The organism is Pseudomonas koreensis, from assembly GCF_025447595.1.
GTDB classification, from domain to species: Bacteria; Pseudomonadota; Gammaproteobacteria; order Pseudomonadales; family Pseudomonadaceae; genus Aquipseudomonas; species Aquipseudomonas koreensis_H.
This window is the reverse complement of record NZ_JAOEJU010000035.1, coordinates 1-18,456: the sequence shown is the minus strand read 5'-3', so window position 1 is coordinate 18,456 and position 18,456 is coordinate 1. Positions and strand designations below refer to the sequence as shown.

The 18,456-nt window shown below is 61.5% G+C and carries 16 protein-coding genes and 1 riboswitch; of the genes, 8 read left to right on the top strand and 8 right to left on the bottom strand.

What is annotated here, in order from left to right:
* Position 1: 1 nt before the first annotated feature.
* From N8H71_RS27350 to tkt, 3 genes are all read right to left on the bottom strand, one after another.
* Positions 2-1,165, bottom strand: coding sequence for a phosphoglycerate kinase (locus tag N8H71_RS27350; protein ID WP_011336326.1), 1,164 nt, complete (start codon positions 1,163-1,165; stop codon positions 2-4).
* A gap of 12 nt (positions 1,166-1,177) precedes the next feature.
* Positions 1,178-2,230 (bottom strand): erythrose-4-phosphate dehydrogenase, encoded by a 1,053-nt coding sequence (epd, locus tag N8H71_RS27345; protein ID WP_179693422.1) that lies wholly within the window; start codon positions 2,228-2,230, stop codon positions 1,178-1,180.
* A gap of 175 nt (positions 2,231-2,405) precedes the next feature.
* Complete coding sequence (gene tkt / locus N8H71_RS27340; protein WP_221535732.1) at positions 2,406-4,403, bottom strand: transketolase; 1,998 nt, start codon at positions 4,401-4,403, stop codon at positions 2,406-2,408.
* A gap of 271 nt (positions 4,404-4,674) precedes the next feature.
* Here tkt and N8H71_RS27335 point away from each other — a divergent pair, with 271 nt between their 5' ends.
* The 4 genes from N8H71_RS27335 to N8H71_RS27320 all read left to right on the top strand — a co-directional run bounded on the left by N8H71_RS27335 (position 4,675) and on the right by N8H71_RS27320 (position 9,252).
* Positions 4,675-5,670 carry an ArsR/SmtB family transcription factor gene (locus N8H71_RS27335; RefSeq protein WP_085689688.1) on the top strand — a complete coding sequence of 332 codons (996 nt, stop codon included), beginning with the start codon at positions 4,675-4,677 and terminating at the stop codon, positions 5,668-5,670.
* A gap of 18 nt (positions 5,671-5,688) precedes the next feature.
* Complete coding sequence (gene metK / locus N8H71_RS27330) at positions 5,689-6,879, top strand: methionine adenosyltransferase (RefSeq protein ID WP_011336330.1); 1,191 nt, start codon at positions 5,689-5,691, stop codon at positions 6,877-6,879.
* Positions 6,880-7,082: 203 nt separating this feature from the next.
* A complete protein-coding gene (gene ligB / locus N8H71_RS27325) occupies positions 7,083-8,759 on the top strand; it encodes an NAD-dependent DNA ligase LigB (protein ID WP_262196381.1) in 1,677 nt (558 codons plus the stop codon).
* A gap of 97 nt (positions 8,760-8,856) precedes the next feature.
* Positions 8,857-9,252: a DUF1090 domain-containing protein gene (locus tag N8H71_RS27320; protein WP_007959697.1), complete on the top strand. Its 396-nt coding sequence runs from the start codon at positions 8,857-8,859 to the stop codon at positions 9,250-9,252.
* Between the two features lie 42 nt (positions 9,253-9,294).
* Here the strand turns inward: N8H71_RS27320 and N8H71_RS27315 are convergent, their stop codons facing one another.
* Positions 9,295-9,744 carry a c-type cytochrome gene (locus N8H71_RS27315; protein ID WP_007959696.1) on the bottom strand — a complete coding sequence of 150 codons (450 nt, stop codon included), beginning with the start codon at positions 9,742-9,744 and terminating at the stop codon, positions 9,295-9,297.
* 128 nt (positions 9,745-9,872) lie between these two features.
* Here N8H71_RS27315 and mltA point away from each other — a divergent pair, with 128 nt between their 5' ends.
* Positions 9,873-11,045, top strand: a complete 1,173-nt coding sequence (gene mltA / locus N8H71_RS27310) for a murein transglycosylase A (RefSeq protein ID WP_262196380.1) — start codon at positions 9,873-9,875, stop codon at positions 11,043-11,045.
* Positions 11,046-11,158: 113 nt separating this feature from the next.
* Here the strand turns inward: mltA and N8H71_RS27305 are convergent, their stop codons facing one another.
* Complete coding sequence (locus tag N8H71_RS27305) at positions 11,159-11,542, bottom strand: MAPEG family protein (protein WP_007959694.1); 384 nt, start codon at positions 11,540-11,542, stop codon at positions 11,159-11,161.
* Positions 11,543-11,579: 37 nt separating this feature from the next.
* Entirely contained in the window at positions 11,580-12,413 is an 834-nt protein-coding gene (locus N8H71_RS27300; RefSeq protein WP_262196379.1) for an EamA family transporter, read from the bottom strand.
* Positions 12,414-12,632: 219 nt separating this feature from the next.
* Here N8H71_RS27300 and N8H71_RS27295 point away from each other — a divergent pair, with 219 nt between their 5' ends.
* Both N8H71_RS27295 and N8H71_RS27290 read left to right on the top strand, forming a co-directional pair.
* Positions 12,633-13,802 carry an MFS transporter gene (locus N8H71_RS27295; protein WP_262196378.1) on the top strand — a complete coding sequence of 390 codons (1,170 nt, stop codon included), beginning with the start codon at positions 12,633-12,635 and terminating at the stop codon, positions 13,800-13,802.
* Positions 13,803-13,953: 151 nt separating this feature from the next.
* Positions 13,954-15,219, top strand: coding sequence for a cation:proton antiporter (locus N8H71_RS27290; RefSeq protein WP_085667394.1), 1,266 nt, complete (start codon positions 13,954-13,956; stop codon positions 15,217-15,219).
* Here the strand turns inward: N8H71_RS27290 and N8H71_RS27285 are convergent, their stop codons facing one another.
* Both N8H71_RS27285 and N8H71_RS27280 read right to left on the bottom strand, forming a co-directional pair.
* Positions 15,220-16,125, bottom strand: coding sequence for a formate/nitrite transporter family protein (locus N8H71_RS27285; protein ID WP_262196377.1), 906 nt, complete (start codon positions 16,123-16,125; stop codon positions 15,220-15,222).
* Between the two features lie 174 nt (positions 16,126-16,299).
* Positions 16,300-16,707: an acyl-CoA thioesterase gene (locus N8H71_RS27280; protein ID WP_279309735.1), complete on the bottom strand. Its 408-nt coding sequence runs from the start codon at positions 16,705-16,707 to the stop codon at positions 16,300-16,302.
* A 197-nt stretch (positions 16,708-16,904) separates the two neighbouring features.
* Positions 16,905-17,003, top strand: a riboswitch (S-adenosyl-L-homocysteine riboswitch).
* Positions 17,004-17,026: 23 nt separating this feature from the next.
* Here N8H71_RS27280 and ahcY point away from each other — a divergent pair.
* Complete coding sequence (gene ahcY, locus N8H71_RS27275; RefSeq protein WP_007959684.1) at positions 17,027-18,436, top strand: adenosylhomocysteinase; 1,410 nt, start codon at positions 17,027-17,029, stop codon at positions 18,434-18,436.
* Positions 18,437-18,456 lie beyond the last annotated feature (20 nt).

Genomic DNA, 18,456 nt, shown 5'->3' with positions numbered 1-18,456 from the left:
CTCAGGCCTTGGCCCGGCTTTCCAGGACTTCAACGGCCGGCAGCACCTTGCCTTCGACGAATTCGAGGAACGCGCCACCGCCGGTGGAAATGTAGGAGATCTTTTCCGCCACGCCATATTTATCGATGGCCGCCAGGGTGTCGCCACCGCCGGCAATCGAGAACGCCGCGCTTTCGGCGATGGCTTCGGCCAGCACTTTGGTGCCGTTGCCGAACTGGTCGAATTCGAACACGCCGACCGGGCCGTTCCACAGGATGGTTTTCGACGACTTCAGCAGTTCGGCGAAGTTGGCCGCGGTTTGCGGGCCGATGTCGAGGATCATGTCGTCGGCAGCGACGTCAGCGATCAGTTTCACGGTCGCTTCGGCGCTCTCGGCGAATTCCTTGGCAACCACCACGTCGACCGGCAGCGGCACGCTGACCTTGGCGGCGATGGCGCGAGCGGTGTCCAGCAGGTCCGGCTCGTACAGCGACTTGCCGACCGGGTGACCGGCCGCAGCCAGGAAGGTGTTGGCGATGCCGCCGCCGACGATCAGTTGATCGCAGATCTGGCTCAGGCTGTTCAGTACGTCGAGTTTGGTCGAGACCTTGGAACCGGCAACGATGGCCGCCATCGGCTTGGCCGGTGCGCCCAGGGCTTTGCCCAGTGCGTCGAGTTCAGCGGCCAGCAGCGGGCCGGCAGCGGCGACTTTGGCGAACTTGGCAACACCATGCGTCGAACCTTCGGCGCGGTGAGCGGTGCCGAAAGCGTCCATCACGAACACGTCGCACAGGGCGGCGTATTGCTGGGCCAGCTCGTCGGCGTTCTTTTTCTCGCCCTTGTTGAAGCGCACGTTTTCGAACAGCACGATGTCGCCGGCCTTGACGTCAACGCCGCCCAGGTAATCGGCCACCAGCGGCACTTCGCGGCCCAGGGCCTTGCTCAGGTAGTCAGCGACAGGCTTGAGGCTGTTCTCGGCAGAGAATTCGCCTTCGGTCGGACGGCCCAGGTGCGAGCAGACCATCACGGCCGCGCCTTTTTCCAGGGCCAGCTTGATGGTCGGCAGCGAAGCCAGGATACGCGCATCGCTGGTGACAACACCGTCCTTGACTGGGACGTTGAGGTCTTCGCGGATCAATACGCGCTTACCTTGCAGATCGAGGTCGGACATCTTCAACACGGTCATGGGTCGCACTTCCTACGGTTTTTTTGAAGTCGCTGTTTGCAGATAGTGTTCTGCAACATCCAGCATTCGGTTGGCAAAACCCCATTCGTTGTCGAACCAGGCCAGGATGTTCACCAGCCGTGGGCCGGAAACGCGGGTCTGACTGGCATCGACGATGGCCGAATGTGGGTCATGATTAAAATCACAGCTAGCATGGGGAAGCTCGGTGTAGGCCAACAAACCTTTGAGCGGGCCGCTGGTGGCGGCGTCGCGCAGGATCCGGTTGACCTCGCCGGCGTCGGTGTCGCTGGCGGTCTGCATCGTGATGTCGAGGCAGGACACGTTGACCGTCGGCACGCGTACGGCTTTGGCCTGAATTCGCCCGGCAAGTTCCGGCAGCAGACGCTCGATGCCACGCGCCAGACCGGTGGACACCGGGATCACCGACTGGAACGCCGAACGGGTGCGGCGCAGGTCTTCGTGGTGATAGGCGTCGATCACCGGCTGATCGTTCATCGCCGAGTGAATCGTGGTGATCGACACGTAATCCAGGCCGACCGCCTGATCCAACAGCCGCAACAGCGGCACGCCGCAGTTGGTAGTGCAGGAGGCGTTGGACACCAGCAGTTCGTCGCCGGTCAGGCAATCCTGATTGACGCCGTAGACGATGGTGGCGTCGACATCCGCCTCGCTGGCCATCGGCTGCGAAAACAGCACACGCGGCGCGCCGGCGTCGAGAAAACGCTGGCCGTCTGCGCGGGTGTGGTAGGCGCCGGAGCATTCGAGCACCAGATCGACGCCCAGCGACGCCCAATCGATGCCTTCGGGAGTGGCACTGCGCAGGACCTTCACGCAGTCGCCATTAATATGCAGACAATCGCCGTCGACCTTCACTTCGCCCGGGAACCGGCCGTGGGTGGAGTCGAAGCGTGTCAGGTATTCGATGCTGGCCATGTCGGCCAGATCGTTGATCGCGACAATCTCAAACCCGGCCTTCTCGCCTCGCTCGAACAACGCACGCAAGACGCAACGACCAATCCGGCCGTAGCCGTTGAGTGCAACTTTGTAGGGACGCGGTTGAGGCATGGGGTTCTCGATTACCGTGGCGTATCCGTTGATGCGATGGCGCCTGAACCATCGCTATCGCGAGCAAGCTCGCTCCCACAGGTTCTTTGGTGTACACAAATGTGTGATCAACCTAAAACATTGTGGGAGCGAGCTTGCTCGCGAAGGCGTCAGTTCAGGCGACACCTTTTCTGGATCAGTCTTCCAGCAGCTCTTCAGCCTGACCCAGGATGTTTTCCAGGGTGAAGCCGAACTCTTCGAAAAGTGCCGAAGCCGGAGCCGATTCGCCGTAGGTGGTCATGCCGATCACGCGACCTTCCAGACCCACGTACTTGAACCAGAAGTCGGCGTGGGCCGCTTCGATCGCGATACGCGCGCCAACCTGCAACGGCAGGACCGATTGCTTGTAGCTGGCGTCCTGAGCGTCGAACGCGCTGGTGCATGGCATGGAAACCACGCGCACCTTGCGGCCCTGCTCGGTCAGTTTGTCGTAGGCCTGAACGGCCAGACCGACTTCCGAACCGGTAGCGATCAGGATCAGCTCAGGCTCGCCTGCGCAGTCCTTCAGCACGTAACCACCACGACGGATGTCGGCGATCTGGCCGGCATCACGGGTCTGGTGCTGCAGATTCTGACGCGAGAAGATCAGCGCGGAAGGACCATCCTTGCGCTCCAGAGCGTTTTTCCACGCCACTGCCGATTCAACGGCATCGGCTGGACGCCAGGTGTCGAGGTTCGGCGTGCTGCGCAGGCTGGTCAGTTGCTCGATCGGCTGGTGCGTCGGGCCGTCTTCGCCCAGACCGATGGAGTCGTGGGTGTAGACGTGGATCACGCGCTGCTTCATCAGAGCGGACATGCGCACGGCGTTGCGGGCGTATTCCATGAACATCAGGAAGGTCGCGCCGTAAGGCACCAGACCACCGTGCAGGGCAACGCCATTCATGATGGCGGTCATGCCGAACTCGCGCACGCCGTAGTACATGTAGTTGCCGCTGGCGTCTTCGGCGCTGACGCCTTTGCAGCCTTTCCACAGGGTCAGGTTGGAACCGGCCAGGTCAGCCGAACCACCCAGCACTTCCGGCAGCAGCGGGCCGAACGCGTTCAGGGCGTTCTGGCTGGCTTTACGGCTGGCGATGGTTTCGCCCTTGGCCGCAACTTCGGCGATGTAGGCATCGGCCTTCTCGGAGAAGTCGGCCGGCAGCTCGCCGCTCAGGCGACGGATCAGCTCGTTGGCTTCGGTCGGGAACGCGGCGGAGTAGGCAGCAAAACGCTGGTCCCACTCGGCTTCGGCGGCGCGGCCTTTTTCCTTGGCATCCCACTCGGCATAAATGTCGGCCGGGATTTCGAACGGGCCGTGGTTCCAGTTCAGCGCCTGACGGGTCAGGGCGATTTCCGCGTCACCCAGCGGGGCGCCGTGGCAATCTTCCTTGCCTTGCTTGTTCGGCGAACCGAAACCGATGGTGGTCTTGCAGCAGATCAGGGTCGGCAGCGGGCTCTTGCGAGCGGTCTCGATGGCGGTCTTGATCTCCTCCGGGTCGTGACCGTCGACGTTGCGGATCACTTGCCAGTTGTACGATTCGAAACGCTTCGGCGTGTCATCGGTGAACCAGCCTTCGACTTCGCCGTCGATGGAGATGCCGTTGTCATCGTAGAAGGCGATCAGCTTGCCCAGGCCCAGAGTGCCGGCCAGGGAAGCGACTTCGTGGGAAATGCCTTCCATCATGCAGCCATCACCCAGGAACACGTAGGTGTGGTGGTCGACGATGTTGTGGCCAGGACGGTTGAACTGCGCGCCCAGTACTTTTTCTGCCAGGGCGAAGCCCACGGCGTTGGCCAGACCCTGACCCAGCGGGCCGGTGGTGGTTTCAACGCCCGGGGTGTAACCGAATTCCGGGTGGCCCGGGGTGCGGCTGTGCAATTGGCGGAACTGCTTCAGGTCGTCGATCGACAGGTCGTAGCCGGTCAGGTGCAGCAGCGAGTAGATCAACATCGAGCCGTGGCCGTTGGACAGCACGAAGCGGTCACGGTCGGCGAACGATGGATTGCTCGGGTTGTGCTTGAGGTAGTCGCGCCAAAGCACTTCGGCGATATCTGCCATACCCATAGGTGCACCGGGATGGCCGCTGTTGGCTTTTTGCACGGCATCCATGCTGAGGGCACGAATGGCGTTGGCACGCTCACGACGGCTAGGCATCGCTGATCTCCTGGGGTTTGTTAAATCAATACGGAAAAAAGGCGAGCATTTTCCCTCACCAAGACGCCTCGGGGCAATGACAGATAGTCATCCGGAGGCGTTTTTCCAATGGATAACATCGGTTTCGGTTGGTGAAACCTTTCCGCTGTTCGTTTGTAGAGCTAACAGGGCGATGAGAAGTGCAATCGAATGCGCCATCCATCGAGCAATATCAAAACTTTTTGATATAGACCTTGCGATGGATTCCACCCGTCACTAGACTGCCAGCCCTATGAACTTACGCGTGCCTTCCATTCGCCATGACGATTGCGACGAGCTGGCGGCCCTGTGCAAGGCTGGCGGCGATCCGCTGCGGCTGAATGTATTGCGCGCCCTGGCCAATGACTCGTTCGGCGTTCTGGAACTGGCGCAGATTTTCGATATCGGCCAGTCCGGCATGAGCCATCACCTTAAAGTGCTGGCGCAGGCGGATCTGGTGGCGACTCGCCGAGAAGGCAATGCGGTTTTCTATCGCCGCGCCCTGCCACACACCGAGTTGCTGGGCGGCAAGTTGCACGCTGCATTGTTAGAAGAAGTCGACAATCTGGCGCTGCCAGCCGACGTTGAATCCCGGATCGCACAGGTTCACGGGCAACGCGCGGCCAACAGCCAGGACTTTTTCGCCCGGGTCGCGGAGAAATTCCGCGCCCAGCAGGATTTGATTGCCGGCCTGCCGCAGTACCGTGAAAGCGTGCTGGCCCTGCTCGACAAACTGAATTTCAATGGCGCTGCCACGGCCATTGAAGTCGGCCCCGGCGATGGAGCTTTCCTGCCGGAACTGGCGCGTCGCTTCGGCACCGTAACCGCACTGGACAACAGCGCGGCGATGCTCGAACTGGCCCGCCAGGTATGTGAACGTGAAAAGCTGACTAACGTCAGCCTGCAATTGGCCGATGCATTGAATGGCGTGAGCCTTCAGGCCGATTGCGTGGTGTTGAACATGGTGTTGCACCATTTCGCCGCGCCGGCCGAAGCGCTCAAGCACATGGCCAGCCTGCTGCAACCGGGCGGTAGCCTGCTCGTGACAGAGTTATGTAGCCACAACCAGAGTTGGGCCAGGGAGGCCTGCGGTGATCTGTGGTTGGGGTTTGAACAGGACGATCTGGCCCGTTGGGCCACCGCTGCGGGACTCGTTCCCGGGGAAAGCCTCTATGTAGGCTTACGTAATGGTTTCCAGATTCAGGTCCGCCATTTTCAGCGACCGGCTGGCGACACTCACCATCGGTAAATTCAGGAAAACATCGAGATGAGCGAATACTCCCTCTTCACCTCCGAGTCCGTGTCTGAAGGACATCCGGACAAAATCGCCGACCAGATTTCCGATGCAGTGCTGGACGCCATCATCGCCCAGGACAAGCACGCACGCGTTGCGGTGGAAACCCTGGTCAAGACTGGCGTGGCCATCGTTGCCGGTGAAGTGACCACCAGCGCCTGGGTCGACCTGGAGCAGATCGTTCGTGACGTGATTTGCGACATCGGCTACACCAGCTCCGACGTTGGCTTCGACGGCGCAACCTGCGGCGTGATGAACATCATCGGCAAGCAGTCCCCTGACATCAACCAGGGTGTTGACCGTGCCAAGCCTGAAGATCAGGGCGCCGGCGACCAGGGCCTGATGTTCGGCTACGCCAGCAACGAAACCGACGTGCTGATGCCAGCACCGATCACCTTCTCGCACCAACTGGTGCAGCGTCAGGCCGAAGCCCGTAAATCGGGTCTGCTGCCTTGGCTGCGTCCGGACGCCAAGTCGCAAGTGACCTGCCGTTACGAAGGCGGCAAGGTTGTCGGTATCGACGCCGTGGTTCTGTCGACCCAGCACAACCCTGAAGTGTCGTACAACGACCTGCGCGAAGGCGTGATGGAGCTGATCGTCAAGCACGTGCTGCCTGCCGAACTGCTGAGCAAGGACACCCAGTTCCACATCAACCCGACCGGCCAGTTCATCATTGGCGGCCCGGTAGGTGACTGCGGTCTGACCGGTCGCAAGATCATCGTCGACAGCTACGGCGGCATGGCCCGTCACGGCGGCGGCGCGTTCTCCGGTAAAGATCCATCCAAGGTTGACCGTTCGGCTGCCTACGCTGGCCGTTATGTTGCCAAGAACATCGTGGCTGCCGGCCTGGCCGAGCGTTGCGAGATTCAGGTTTCCTACGCGATCGGTGTGGCCCAGCCTACCTCGATCTCGCTGAACACCTTCGGCACCGGCAAGATCAGCGATGACAAGATCATCAAACTGGTTCGCGAAGTGTTCGACCTGCGTCCATACGCGATCACCACCATGCTCGACCTGCTGCACCCGATGTACCAGGAAACCGCAGCCTACGGCCACTTCGGCCGTGCTCCGCAGACCAAGACTGTTGGCGAAGACACCTTCTCCACGTTCACCTGGGAAAAAACCGACCGCGCCGACGCTCTGCGTTCCGCTGCCGGCCTGTAATTTTCCTGGCGGTACAAAAAGCCCCGCACGGTTCGCCGTGCGGGGCTTTTTCATTCGTACTCCGTGGGAGCGAGCTTGCTCGCGATGAGGCCCGAATCAGCGACATCACATCCGCATCGGAAACAGCTCGCAAAACACCCACCGCTCTCAACAACAATTCCTCGCCTAGCCTTCAAGCATCTCTCTGAGCAAGGACGCTCACGATGCTTGCCACACTGCGCCTGTTGTTGTTTTTCCTGCCGGTCTTCCACCTCAACGCCTTCGCTGACGATTGTCCCGACTGGGGCGCCGCCCGGGCATCGAGCGAAGTCGCCGCCCTGCAACAACAGATCGATCGCTGGGACGACGCCTATCATCGCGAAGGCCGCTCGGTGATCGCCGATGAACTCTACGATCAGTCCCGCTTGCGCCTGAACGAATGGCGCCGGTGTTTCAAACTTCCGTCACCGCGCGACCCGGTGCGCTCCGCATCAGGCCCGGTTGCGCACCCTGTCGCTCACACCGGTCTGGACAAGCTTCACGACGCAGCGGACATCGCCACCTGGCTGCGCGACCGCCAAAACGTCTGGGTACAACCCAAGGTCGATGGCGTAGCGGTGACCTTGATCTATCGCGATGGCCGACTGCATCAGGCGATCAGTCGCGGGGATGGTGTTCGCGGGCAGGACTGGACCGCGTCGGCAAAAAAGATCGGAGCCATTCCGCAACAGCTGACGCCATCGGCAGATCTGCTTGTGCAAGGCGAACTCTACTGGCGCTTGAACGGACATACGCAGGCACGTGCTGGCAGCGCCAACGCTCGCGCCACCGTGGCCGGGCTGCTGGGGCGCAAGGATCTGGACGCGGAACACGCCGCCGGCATCGGGCTGTTTGTCTGGGACTGGCCGCAAGGGCCGAAGGACTTGCCGGAGCGAATCGTCGCCCTGGCGCAATTCGGTTTCCCTACCACGGAGCCCTACACCCAGGCCGTCGCCAGCCTGAACGACGCGCAACACTGGCGCGATCACTGGTATCGCTCGCCATTGCCGTTCGCTACGGACGGGGTGGTTCTGCGTCAGAGCCTGCGACCGCCCGCCGAACGCTGGCAGGCTCCCCCGCCCTACTGGGCTGTCGCCTGGAAGTACCCTTTCGCCCAGGCGCTGGCCGATGTGCGCAAGGTGAACTTCAAGATCGGCCGCACCGGGCGCATTACGCCGGTGCTCGAACTGTCGCCAGTGATGCTCGATGACCGACAGATCAAACGGGTCAGCGTCAGTTCGCTCAGGCGTTGGCAGAAACTGGACATTCGCCCCGGCGATCAGGTGGCAATCAGCCTGGCCGGGCTGACGATCCCGCGCCTGGACAGCGTGGTGCTTCGCAGCACCGAACGCGCCGATCTGACCGTTCCGCTCGCCAGCGACTTTCACGCCCTGAGCTGCTGGCAACCGACGCCGGGCTGCGAAAGCCAGTTCCTCGCGCGCCTGACCTGGCTCAGCGGCAAGCAGGGACTGGCCCTGCCCCATGTCGGTCGCGGCACCTGGGAGAAACTTCTGGAAACAGGCCGCCTGAACAGCCTGTTGGATTGGTTGACCCTCGACGGGCCGGAGCTTGCTAACATTGCCGGTCTCGGCGAGCGCAGCAGTGCTCGCCTGCTACACAGTTTTCACGGCGCCCGCCAACGACCGTTCCTACAGTGGCTCAAAGCCCTGGGATTGCCACCGACCGGTCAGGCAACACTCGCCGATTCATGGCAGGCGCTGGCACAACGCAATACCGAACAATGGCAGGCAGAAGCCGGAATCGGCCCGGGCCGCGCGGCGCAATTGAGCGCCTTTTTTCGCGACCCGCAGGTACTGGCCCTGAGTGAAACCTTGCAAGCCGCCGGCGTCGACGGCTTCTGAACACGCAATCCCCGGCCCGCCGGGAACCCAACGTCCGCCGGAGCGCTCCAACAGCGCAGTGCTTCACCGACCGATTGCCTTTGCACATGGAGCTTTTATGAAATTTCTCGCACCGCTCGCCCTGCTGTCATTCTGCGCAGTCCTCGCCGCCCCCGTGATGGCCGACGAAGACGCGCCGGGCCTGACCGGTTGTGCCGCCAAGAAGCAGGGCATCATCAATCAGATCGAACAGGCCAAGTCCCGCGGCAACGCCGACCAGCAGGCCGGCCTCGAAACCGCCCTGCGCGAAGTCACCGAACACTGCACCGACGCCGGCCTGAAGAAAGAACGCGAAAACAAGGTGCTCGATGCCAAGCACGAAGTGAGCAAGCGTCAGGCCGATCTGGACAAAGCCATGAAGAAGGGAGATCCGGAGAAGATCGACAAGCGCAAGAACAAGCTCGCCGAATCGCGCAAGGAATTGCAGGACGCGCTGGACGAACTCGACAAGTAAGCAAACCAAGGATCACGGCCAAAAGCCGTGATCCCTTGAACATCAGTGGTCGCGAAACTCTTTATGGCAGGCACTGCAGGCATCTTCGACTTTCTGCACCGCCGGCCCCAGGTTGCTGGCCTTGTAAGGTTGAACCTTGCTGGCGATCACCAGTTCACCGGTGGCCGCTTCGAGGGTCCGGGCCATTTCCTGGAAGCGGGCCTGTTTCTGCCAGACATCGTCCTTGGCGCTGGTGTGATCTTCTTCGCGCACCTGCGGGAAATGTTTCCACGGCTCATGGGACAACGCATCGAGCTTGACCGCACCTTCCGCAAATTTCGGCCCGTCGAAGGCGATGCGTCCGCGCAGCATGCCGCCCAGGTCTTCGCCGGTCTTGAGCATCTGCTTGAAGATCGCCTTGCGCTGACCCAGCGGGGAATTCGGGTCGACACCGCCACAGGCGGACAAGGTCAGACAGGCCAGCAATACAACAGAAATTCTTTTAAGAGTCATGGTGGCTTCAGGTCACGGAAATCGGCGGCCAGTATCCTCGGGTCACCGCCAAACACCAATAGCCCTATTAACAATAAGGGTTGCTTGAGCGCATGGAGCACTTCTGCAACCGGCACAGGAAATTCTCCATGAACAGCCGTTTCAAGGCCTGGCGTCATCCGCTCATCGCCACCCTCCCGCTGCTGGCGATCCTCGCCGGCTGCACCGGTGGCGACAGCGCCAAGCCGAAAACCCACGCCCTGGCCACGTACTCCAGCGCTACCTGGGAAGCCCTGCCGGCAGTATCCGATAGCGATCTGGTGGCCGGTTTCGGTTCGTGGCGCACCGCCTGCACTCGGCTCAAAGCTGACCCGGTCTGGGGCGCGACCTGTGCGGCAGCCGCCAACGTGCCGCAAAGCGCCGGCGAGATTCGCACATTCCTCAAGCAGAACCTCGACGTCTTCGGCCTGCGCGCCGAGAACGACAACCCCAACGGCCTGATCACCGGCTACTACGAACCGGTCTATCCCGGCAGCCTGACGCAAACCGCCACCGCCAACGTGCCGGTGTACGGCGTGCCCGAAGACATGATCATTGTCTCGCTGGACAGCATTTACCCGGAACTGAAAGGCAAGCGCCTGCGCGGACGCCTCGAAGGTCGCGTACTCAAGCCTTACGACGATGCGGCGACCATCGAGAGCCAGGGCGTCAAGGCGCCGGTCGTGGCCTGGCTGACCGATCCGATGAACCTGCAATTCCTGCAGATTCAGGGTTCGGGGCGGATCCAGACCGATGACGGTCGCCAACTGCGCATCGCCTACGCCGACCAGAATGGTCATCCGTACCGGCCGATCGGCCGCTGGCTGGTGGAACAGGGCGAGCTGAAAAAAGAAGAAGTGACCATGGGCGCGATCAGCAACTGGGCCAAGGCCAACCCGTCGCGCATTCCGGAACTGCTGGCGAGCAATCCGAGCTACGTGTTCTTCACCCGCAACCCGGACAGCAACGAAGGCCCGCGCGGCTCGCTGAATGTGCCGCTGACCGCCGGTTACAGCGCTGCGGTGGATCGCAAGGTGATTCCACTGGGCAGCCTGTTGTGGCTGTCGACCACCCGCCCGGACGGCACGGCACTGGTACGCCCAGTCGCTGCGCAAGACACCGGCGGCGCGATTGCCGGTGAGGTTCGTGCGGATCTGTTCTGGGGCACCGGCGAAGCTGCCGGGCAACTGGCCGGCGACATGAAGCAGCAAGGGCAGATCTGGATGCTCTGGCCGAAAGGTGCGGCGTTGCCGCAAGTGCCACAGGTTGAAGATAAACTCTGACCACGACTTCGGCGGTCAGACCGCCATCGCGAGCAGGCTCGCTCCCACAGGGAAATGCACTCAAGTGCGGGAGCGAGCCTGCTCGCGATGAGGCCAGTGGCAGCACTCAATAATCAGACCGAAACGAAGAAGAAACTGGCAATCAGCCCCATCCCGACAAACCACACCAGCGACCGCAGAATCGCCCAGTCCGCCAGATAGCAAATGATGTAAAGCAGGCGACTGGTGATAAACAGCACCGCCAGCACATTGACCGTCACCAGTTCTGCCGTGCCCACCAGGTGCGCAACGATCACCGCTGCCGCAAACGCCGGCGTCACTTCAAAGCTGTTCAGTTGCGCCGCATGGGCACGCCGCGCCACGCCGTTCAGGCTTTCGAGAAAATCCCGGGGATCGTGATTGTCGCTCAGCCGATACCCACCGACAGCCTTGGCCACGCCCGTGCACAGATACGGCAGAAAAATCGCAATCAAAACGCACCACAGAGCCACCGTCATAACGCCGTCCTTCTTCAGTTTTTAGAGTGTTGGCGGGTCAGAACTTCATCACCAGCATGCCGATCAGCACCAGCCCACAGGCTAAGAGCCGCGGCCGGCCGAAAGGTTCTTTCAGGTAACGCATGCCGAACAGCACCACCAGGATCACGCTGATTTCACGCAACGCCGCCGCTTCGGCAATCGAGCCCAACTGCATCGCCCACAGCACCAGAGCGTAGCTGAACAACACGCAGAACCCGACCGCCAGACCCAGCTTCCATTGCTCGCGCCAGAACAGCTTGAACGCCGGACGCTTGGCCACCCACGCCAGCAACGGGAAAGGCCAGGCACTGAGCAGCGTGACCCAGACCAGATAATCCAGCGGATGCGACCAGCGTCGCAACGCCTGGCCGTCGATGTAGGTGTAGCAACCGATGCACAAGCCGATCAGCGCCACCACCGGCAGCATCGACCACGGCAAGTGTTTCCCGCCGCCGCCCTGCCAGAGCAGGCAAGCCATGCCCAGCGGGATCAACATGATCCCGAAAATCTGCTGGGTGGTCAGCACTTCCCCGGCGAAGATCAGGGTCAGCGCCAGCACCACCAGCGGCGACAGTCCGCGCATCATCGGATAGACCAGCCCCAGATCGCCGACCCGATAAGCCTGAATCAACAGATAGCGATAGAGCAGTTCGAACGCCGCCGACGCCAGAATCCATGGCCAGATTTCCGGCGGCGGCAGGCTGATGAAAGGGAACGCCAGCGCGACGAACAACAGCGCCACGGTGTCCATGCAGGCCACCACCAGCAGCCGCTCGGCGCTGAACTTGATCAACGTATTCCACGCTGCGTGCAACAGCGCCGCCACCAACACCAGAGCTGTCGCCAGCACGTGCCACTCCTTGATTCTTGTTGTTGAGCCTGAGCCAATTAGTCAGATTATTGATTCGCGATGTGTCAGCAGCTGTTTATACTGCAAGCGACCACGCCGCACTCAGTTGCGCACAGATAAATTCCAATAATTCCTGCCTGCCCCGTTCTCGTCCGAGACCGGTCGCCGGCCTGCGTATGCCTGATCAAAGCGTCAAGACTACCGACAGAGACCTTGCGCATGCCACTCGCCTTGCTTGCACTCGCTGTTGCCGCTTTCGGCATCGGCACCACTGAATTCGTCATCATGGGCCTGTTGCCCGATGTCGCCCGCGACCTCGCCGTGAGCATTCCCCACGCCGGCCTGTTGATCACCGGCTACGCCCTGGGCGTGGTGTTCGGTGCGCCGATCCTCGCGATCGGCACCGCCAACATGCCGCGCAAGGCCACGCTGCTGGGCATGACGCTGATGTTCATCCTCGGCAACGTGCTGTGCGCATTGGCGCCGAACTACGCAACGCTGATGGCGGCGCGAGTGGTCACCGCGCTGTGCCACGGCGCGTTCTTCGGCATCGGTTCGGTGGTGGCCGCCGGGCTGGTCGCGCCGAACAAACGGGCGCAGGCGATTGCCATGATGTTCACCGGCCTGACCCTGGCCAACGTGCTCGGCGTACCGCTGGGCACTGCCCTCGGCCAGTACGCCGGCTGGCGCTCGACCTTCTGGGCGGTCTCGGTGATCGGTGTGATCGCCGCCCTCGCCCAATGGTTGTGGTTGCCGAAACACATCCCGATGGACAAGGCCAACCTCGCCAGCGAATTCAAGGTGCTGGGCAAGGTCAACGTGTTGCTGGCGCTGGGCATGAGCGTGCTGGCCTCCACCAGTCTGTTCAGCGTGTTCACCTACATCGCGCCGATTCTGCAGGACATCACCGGCGTCAGCCCTCACGGCGTGACGGTGATGCTGTTGTTATTCGGCGTCGGCCTGACCGGCGGCAGCATGCTCGGCGGACGCTTGGCCGACAGCCGCCTGCTGCCGTCGCTGGTGGGTGTCGCACTGGCGGTGGTGGTGATTCTGGCGGCGTTCAGCCAGACCAGTCGCTCGGTGGTTCCGGCAGCGATCACGCTGGTGCTGTGGGGGATTTTTGCCTTCGCCCTGTGCCCGATCCTGCAACTGCTGATCATCGATCAGGCGCATGAAGCACCAAACCTCGGCTCAACCCTGAACCAGAGCGCGTTCAACCTCGGCAATGCCGCCGGCGCGTGGATCGGCGGGCTGGTGGTCGCCAGCGGCGCGGACTTGGCGGACTTGCCGTGGACTGGCGCGCTGGTGGGCGTGCTGACCGTGCTGACGGCGCTGTTTTTCATTTACCTGCAACGTCGGAGTGTCGCTGCGGTCAATGTGTCCGGCTGAAGAGTTGCGTTGTCGCACACACTGCCATCGCGAGCAGGCTCGCTCCCACGAGGATCGCATTCCAAATGTGGGAGCGAGCCTGCTCGCGATTGAAGCTCACACGGTATAACTACCCCACACTATCTTTACCCCACCATCCAAAGGACCCCGGATGCTTGAACTCGTCGCCGCTTTCATCTGCCTCACCACCCTCCTCACCTTCGTGAATTTCCGCTTCATCGGCCTGCCCCCGACCATCGGCGTGATGGTTACCGCACTGATGTTTTCCCTGTTGCTGCAAGGCCTGAGCCTGCTCGGTTACCCCGGTCTCGAAGAACGCGTGCAGCAACTGATCGGCCAGATCGACTTCGGCGATCTGCTGATGAACTGGATGCTGTCGTTCCTGCTGTTCGCCGGCGCCTTGCACGTGAACCTGAATGACCTGCGCAGCTACCGCTGGCCCATCGGCCTGCTGGCGACCTTCGGCGTACTGATCGCCACCGCCGTGATCGGCAGCCTCGCCTATTACATTTTTGCCCTGTTCGGCTGGCACGTGAGCTTCCTGTACTGCCTGCTGTTCGGCGCGCTGATTTCCCCGACCGACCCGATCGCGGTACTCGGTGTGCTGCGTACGGCCAATGCCTCGAAGCCGCTGAAGACCACCATCGTCGGCGAATCGCTGTTCAACGACGGCACCGCCGTAGTGGTGTTCACCGTGTTGCTGGGCATCGCGCAACTGGGTGAAACCCCGACCGTCGGCGCCACGGCCATGCTGTTTGCCCACGAAGCCATCGGCGGCGTGCTGTTCGGCGGGCTGATCGGTTATCTGGTGTACCTGATGATCAAGAGCATCGAGCAGCACCAGATCGAAGTCATGCTGACCCTGGCGCTGGTGATCGGCGGTTCGGCGATGGCCACCGAACTGCACGTCTCGGCGCCGATTGCGATGGTGGTTGCCGGTCTGATCATCGGGAACCTCGGTCGCAACCTGGCAATGAACGACATGACGCGCAAATACCTCGACGGTTTCTGGGAATTGCTCGACGACATGCTCAACGCCTTGCTGTTCGCGTTGATCGGGATGGAGCTGTTGCTGCTGCCGTTCAACTGGCTGCACGTAGCGGCGGCGAGCTTGCTGGCACTTGCGATTCTGCTGTCGCGCCTGCTCACCGTGGCCCCGGCAATCGTCCTGCTGCGCCGCTGGCGTACGGTGCCGCGCGGCACGATCCGGATTCTGACCTGGGGTGGTTTGCGCGGCGGTGTTTCGGTGGCACTGGCCCTGGCCCTGCCGCTGGGCCCGGAGCGCGATCTGCTGCTGAGCATCACCTACATCGTGGTGCTGTCGTCGATCCTGTTGCAGGGCCTGACCATCGGCAAACTGGTCAAGCATGCAACGCGCGACGAGCCGGCAACCGCTGCCGAGCCCGCGCACCACTGATCATTTCTTGATCTGCTGCGGATCGGGCTCTTCGGCCTGATCCGCAGATTCTTTCGGCCCGTCCGTTTCTTTTGGCGCGCCGCTTTCGCTGCGGATCTGCGCATGACTGATCAGGGCGAAGATGCAACTGCCGCCGATGATATTCCCCGCCAGGGTCGGCCCAGCAAACACCGCCCAGAAATCACTCCACGGCAACTCGCCGGCAAACACCAGATACGACACCTCCGCCGACCCCACCACGATGTGCGTGAAATCGCCCAGCGCCATGAAATAGGTGATGAGGATGATGATCCACATCTTCGCGCTCTCCATCGACGGGATCATCCAGACCATGGTGGCGATCATCCAGCCGGAAATGATCCCCTTGGCAAACATCTGGCTGGCGCTGTGCTCCATGACCTTGCGGCCGATTTCGAGGAAGGCCTCGTCGGTCTTGCTGTCGAAGATCGGCAGTTCGAGCATCACGTACGCCACCAGAATCGTCCCGCACAAGTTGCCGAACAGCACCACCGTCCACAGCCGGATCAACCGGCCGAAATTGGCCAGGGTAGGTTTGGTCATCACCGGCAGCACGGCGGTCAGGGTGTTTTCGGTGAACAGTTGCTGGCGGGCGAGGATCACCGCGAGAAAACCTGCACAGTAGCCGAAGCTGGCGATCACCTTGAATTCGTCGCCCTCGGGCAGACGCGAATTGAGCAGGCCCATGCCCATCAGCGACAGGCCCATGGTCAGCCCGGCTGCGAGCGCCGACCACCACAGCGCGGCGATGCGGCGCTCCAGTTCCTGGTCGCCCTGTTTGCGGATGATTTCATGCAGGACCGCCGCGCGGGGCGGCTGGTTTTTCTCGACTTCGTGTTGTTCCTTGGCCGAGAGGTCGGGGGTCTTGCCGTCTGTTGGCGTGGTCATGGCGTGGGAACCGATAGGGGGCTTTTAGCTACGACCCGTGGCATTCCCGGCTGTTCACTGCCGACCTGAACTATGTTGCGACTACAAAATCGCCTTCGCGAGCAAGCTCGCTCCCACAGGTTTTGCGCGATTCTGTGGGAGCGAGCTTGCTCGCGAAAGGGGGCACCGCTGATGTTACTCAGTGACAGCAGCGTCATCCTTGAACTGGTCTTTGACGTACTTGATCTCGGTCCGCCCGTGCGGCGCCGGCAGTCCATCTTCGCCGAGGTTGACGAAGACCATCTTCTCGACGGTCAGAATGCTCTTGCGGGTGATCTTGTTGCGCACTTCACAGGTCAGGGTGATCGAGGTGCGGCCGAACTCGGTGGCGGTGATGCCCAGTTCGATGATGTCGCCCTGGCGCGAGGCGCTGACGAAGTTGATCTCGGAAATGTACTTGGTCACCACACGCTGGTTGCCCAGTTGAACGATGGCGTAGATCGCCGCTTCTTCGTCGATCCAGCGCAGCAGGCTGCCGCCGAACAGGGTGCCGTTGGGGTTGAGGTCTTCGGGTTTTACCCACTTGCGGGTGTGGAAATTCATCTTCACTCCTGAGCGTCTTGCCGAATGATGGCGCCATCTTGGCAGACTGAGCGGTCATGCTCCATGAGGCTTCTACTATGGTCGCGATTGGCGATCTTCATCTGGCCGACAGAAACCCTTTGGAAGATCAGTCTAGACGGCTATAATCGCCCCCGTTTCAAAACGGTAACCTTCACTTGCTACCGTTTTCCCGCCACCTGTCCGAGGGGCGCTGCAGCAGGTTCAACCTGTCAGGCTCGGATGGGGCGTTGACCGGCTCACGCCGGACACTAAACGCACAACGGCGCCCATTCGCATACATTACGAATGGAGGCTCATCATGAGCGCTGTTATCACGCCTGCAGATTTTAACGATTACAAAGTTGCCGACATGTCCCTGGCTGCCTGGGGCCGTCGCGAAACCATCATCGCCGAGTCGGAAATGCCGGCCCTGATGGGTCTGCGTCGCAAGTACGCTTCCGAGCAGCCTTTGAAAGGCGCAAAAATCCTCGGCTGCATCCACATGACCATTCAGACCGCCGTGCTGATCGAAACCCTGGTTGCCCTGGGTGCCGAAGTACGCTGGTCGTCCTGCAACATCTTCTCGACTCAGGATCAGGCTGCTGCTTCCATCGCTGCTGCCGGCATCCCGGTTTTCGCCTGGAAAGGCGAGACTGAAGAAGAGTACGAGTGGTGCCTGGAGCAGACCATCCTGAAGGATGGCCAGCCATGGGACGCCAACATGATCCTCGACGACGGCGGCGACCTGACCCAGCTGCTGCACGACAAGTACCCACAGGTTCTGGACCGCGTTCACGGCGTGACCGAAGAAACCACCACCGGCGTACACCGTCTGCTGGACATGCTGGCCAAAGGCGAGCTGAAAATCCCGGCCATCAACGTCAACGACTCGGTGACCAAGTCCAAGAACGACAACAAGTACGGCTGCCGTCACAGCCTGAACGATGCCATCAAGCGCGGCACCGACCACCTGCTGTCCGGCAAGCAAGCGCTGGTCATCGGTTACGGTGACGTGGGCAAGGGCTCGGCCCAGTCCCTGCGTCAGGAAGGCATGATCGTTAAGGTCTCCGAAGTCGACCCGATCTGCGCCATGCAAGCCTGCATGGACGGTTTCGAACTGGTTTCGCCGTTCATCGACGGTATCAACGACGGCACCGAAGCAAGCATCGACAAAGCGCTGCTGGGCAAGATCGACCTGATCGTGACCACCACCGGTAACGTCAACGTTTGCGACGCAAACATGCTCAAAGCCCTGAAGAAGCGCGCCGTTGTCTGCAACATCGGTCACTTCGACAACGAAATCGACACCGCTTTCATGCGCAAGAACTGGGCATGGGAAGAAGTGAAGCCACAGGTACACAAGATCCACCGTACCGGCCCGGGCGCTTTCGACGCTCAGAACGACGACTACCTGATCCTGCTGGCCGAAGGCCGTCTGGTGAACCTGGGCAACGCCACCGGTCACCCGAGCCGCATCATGGACGGTTCGTTCGCCAACCAGGTTCTGGCGCAGATCTTCCTGTTCGGCCAGAAGTACGCCGACCTGTCGCCAGCCCAGAAAGCCGAGCGTCTGACCGTTGAAGTACTGCCGAAGAAACTCGACGAAGAAGTGGCCCTGGAAATGGTTCGCGGCTTCGGCGGCGTGGTCACTCAACTGACCAAGCAACAGGCTGACTACATCGGCGTGACCGTCGAAGGCCCGTTCAAGCCGCACGCTTACCGCTACTAACAGGCGCTGACTGCTCGCTC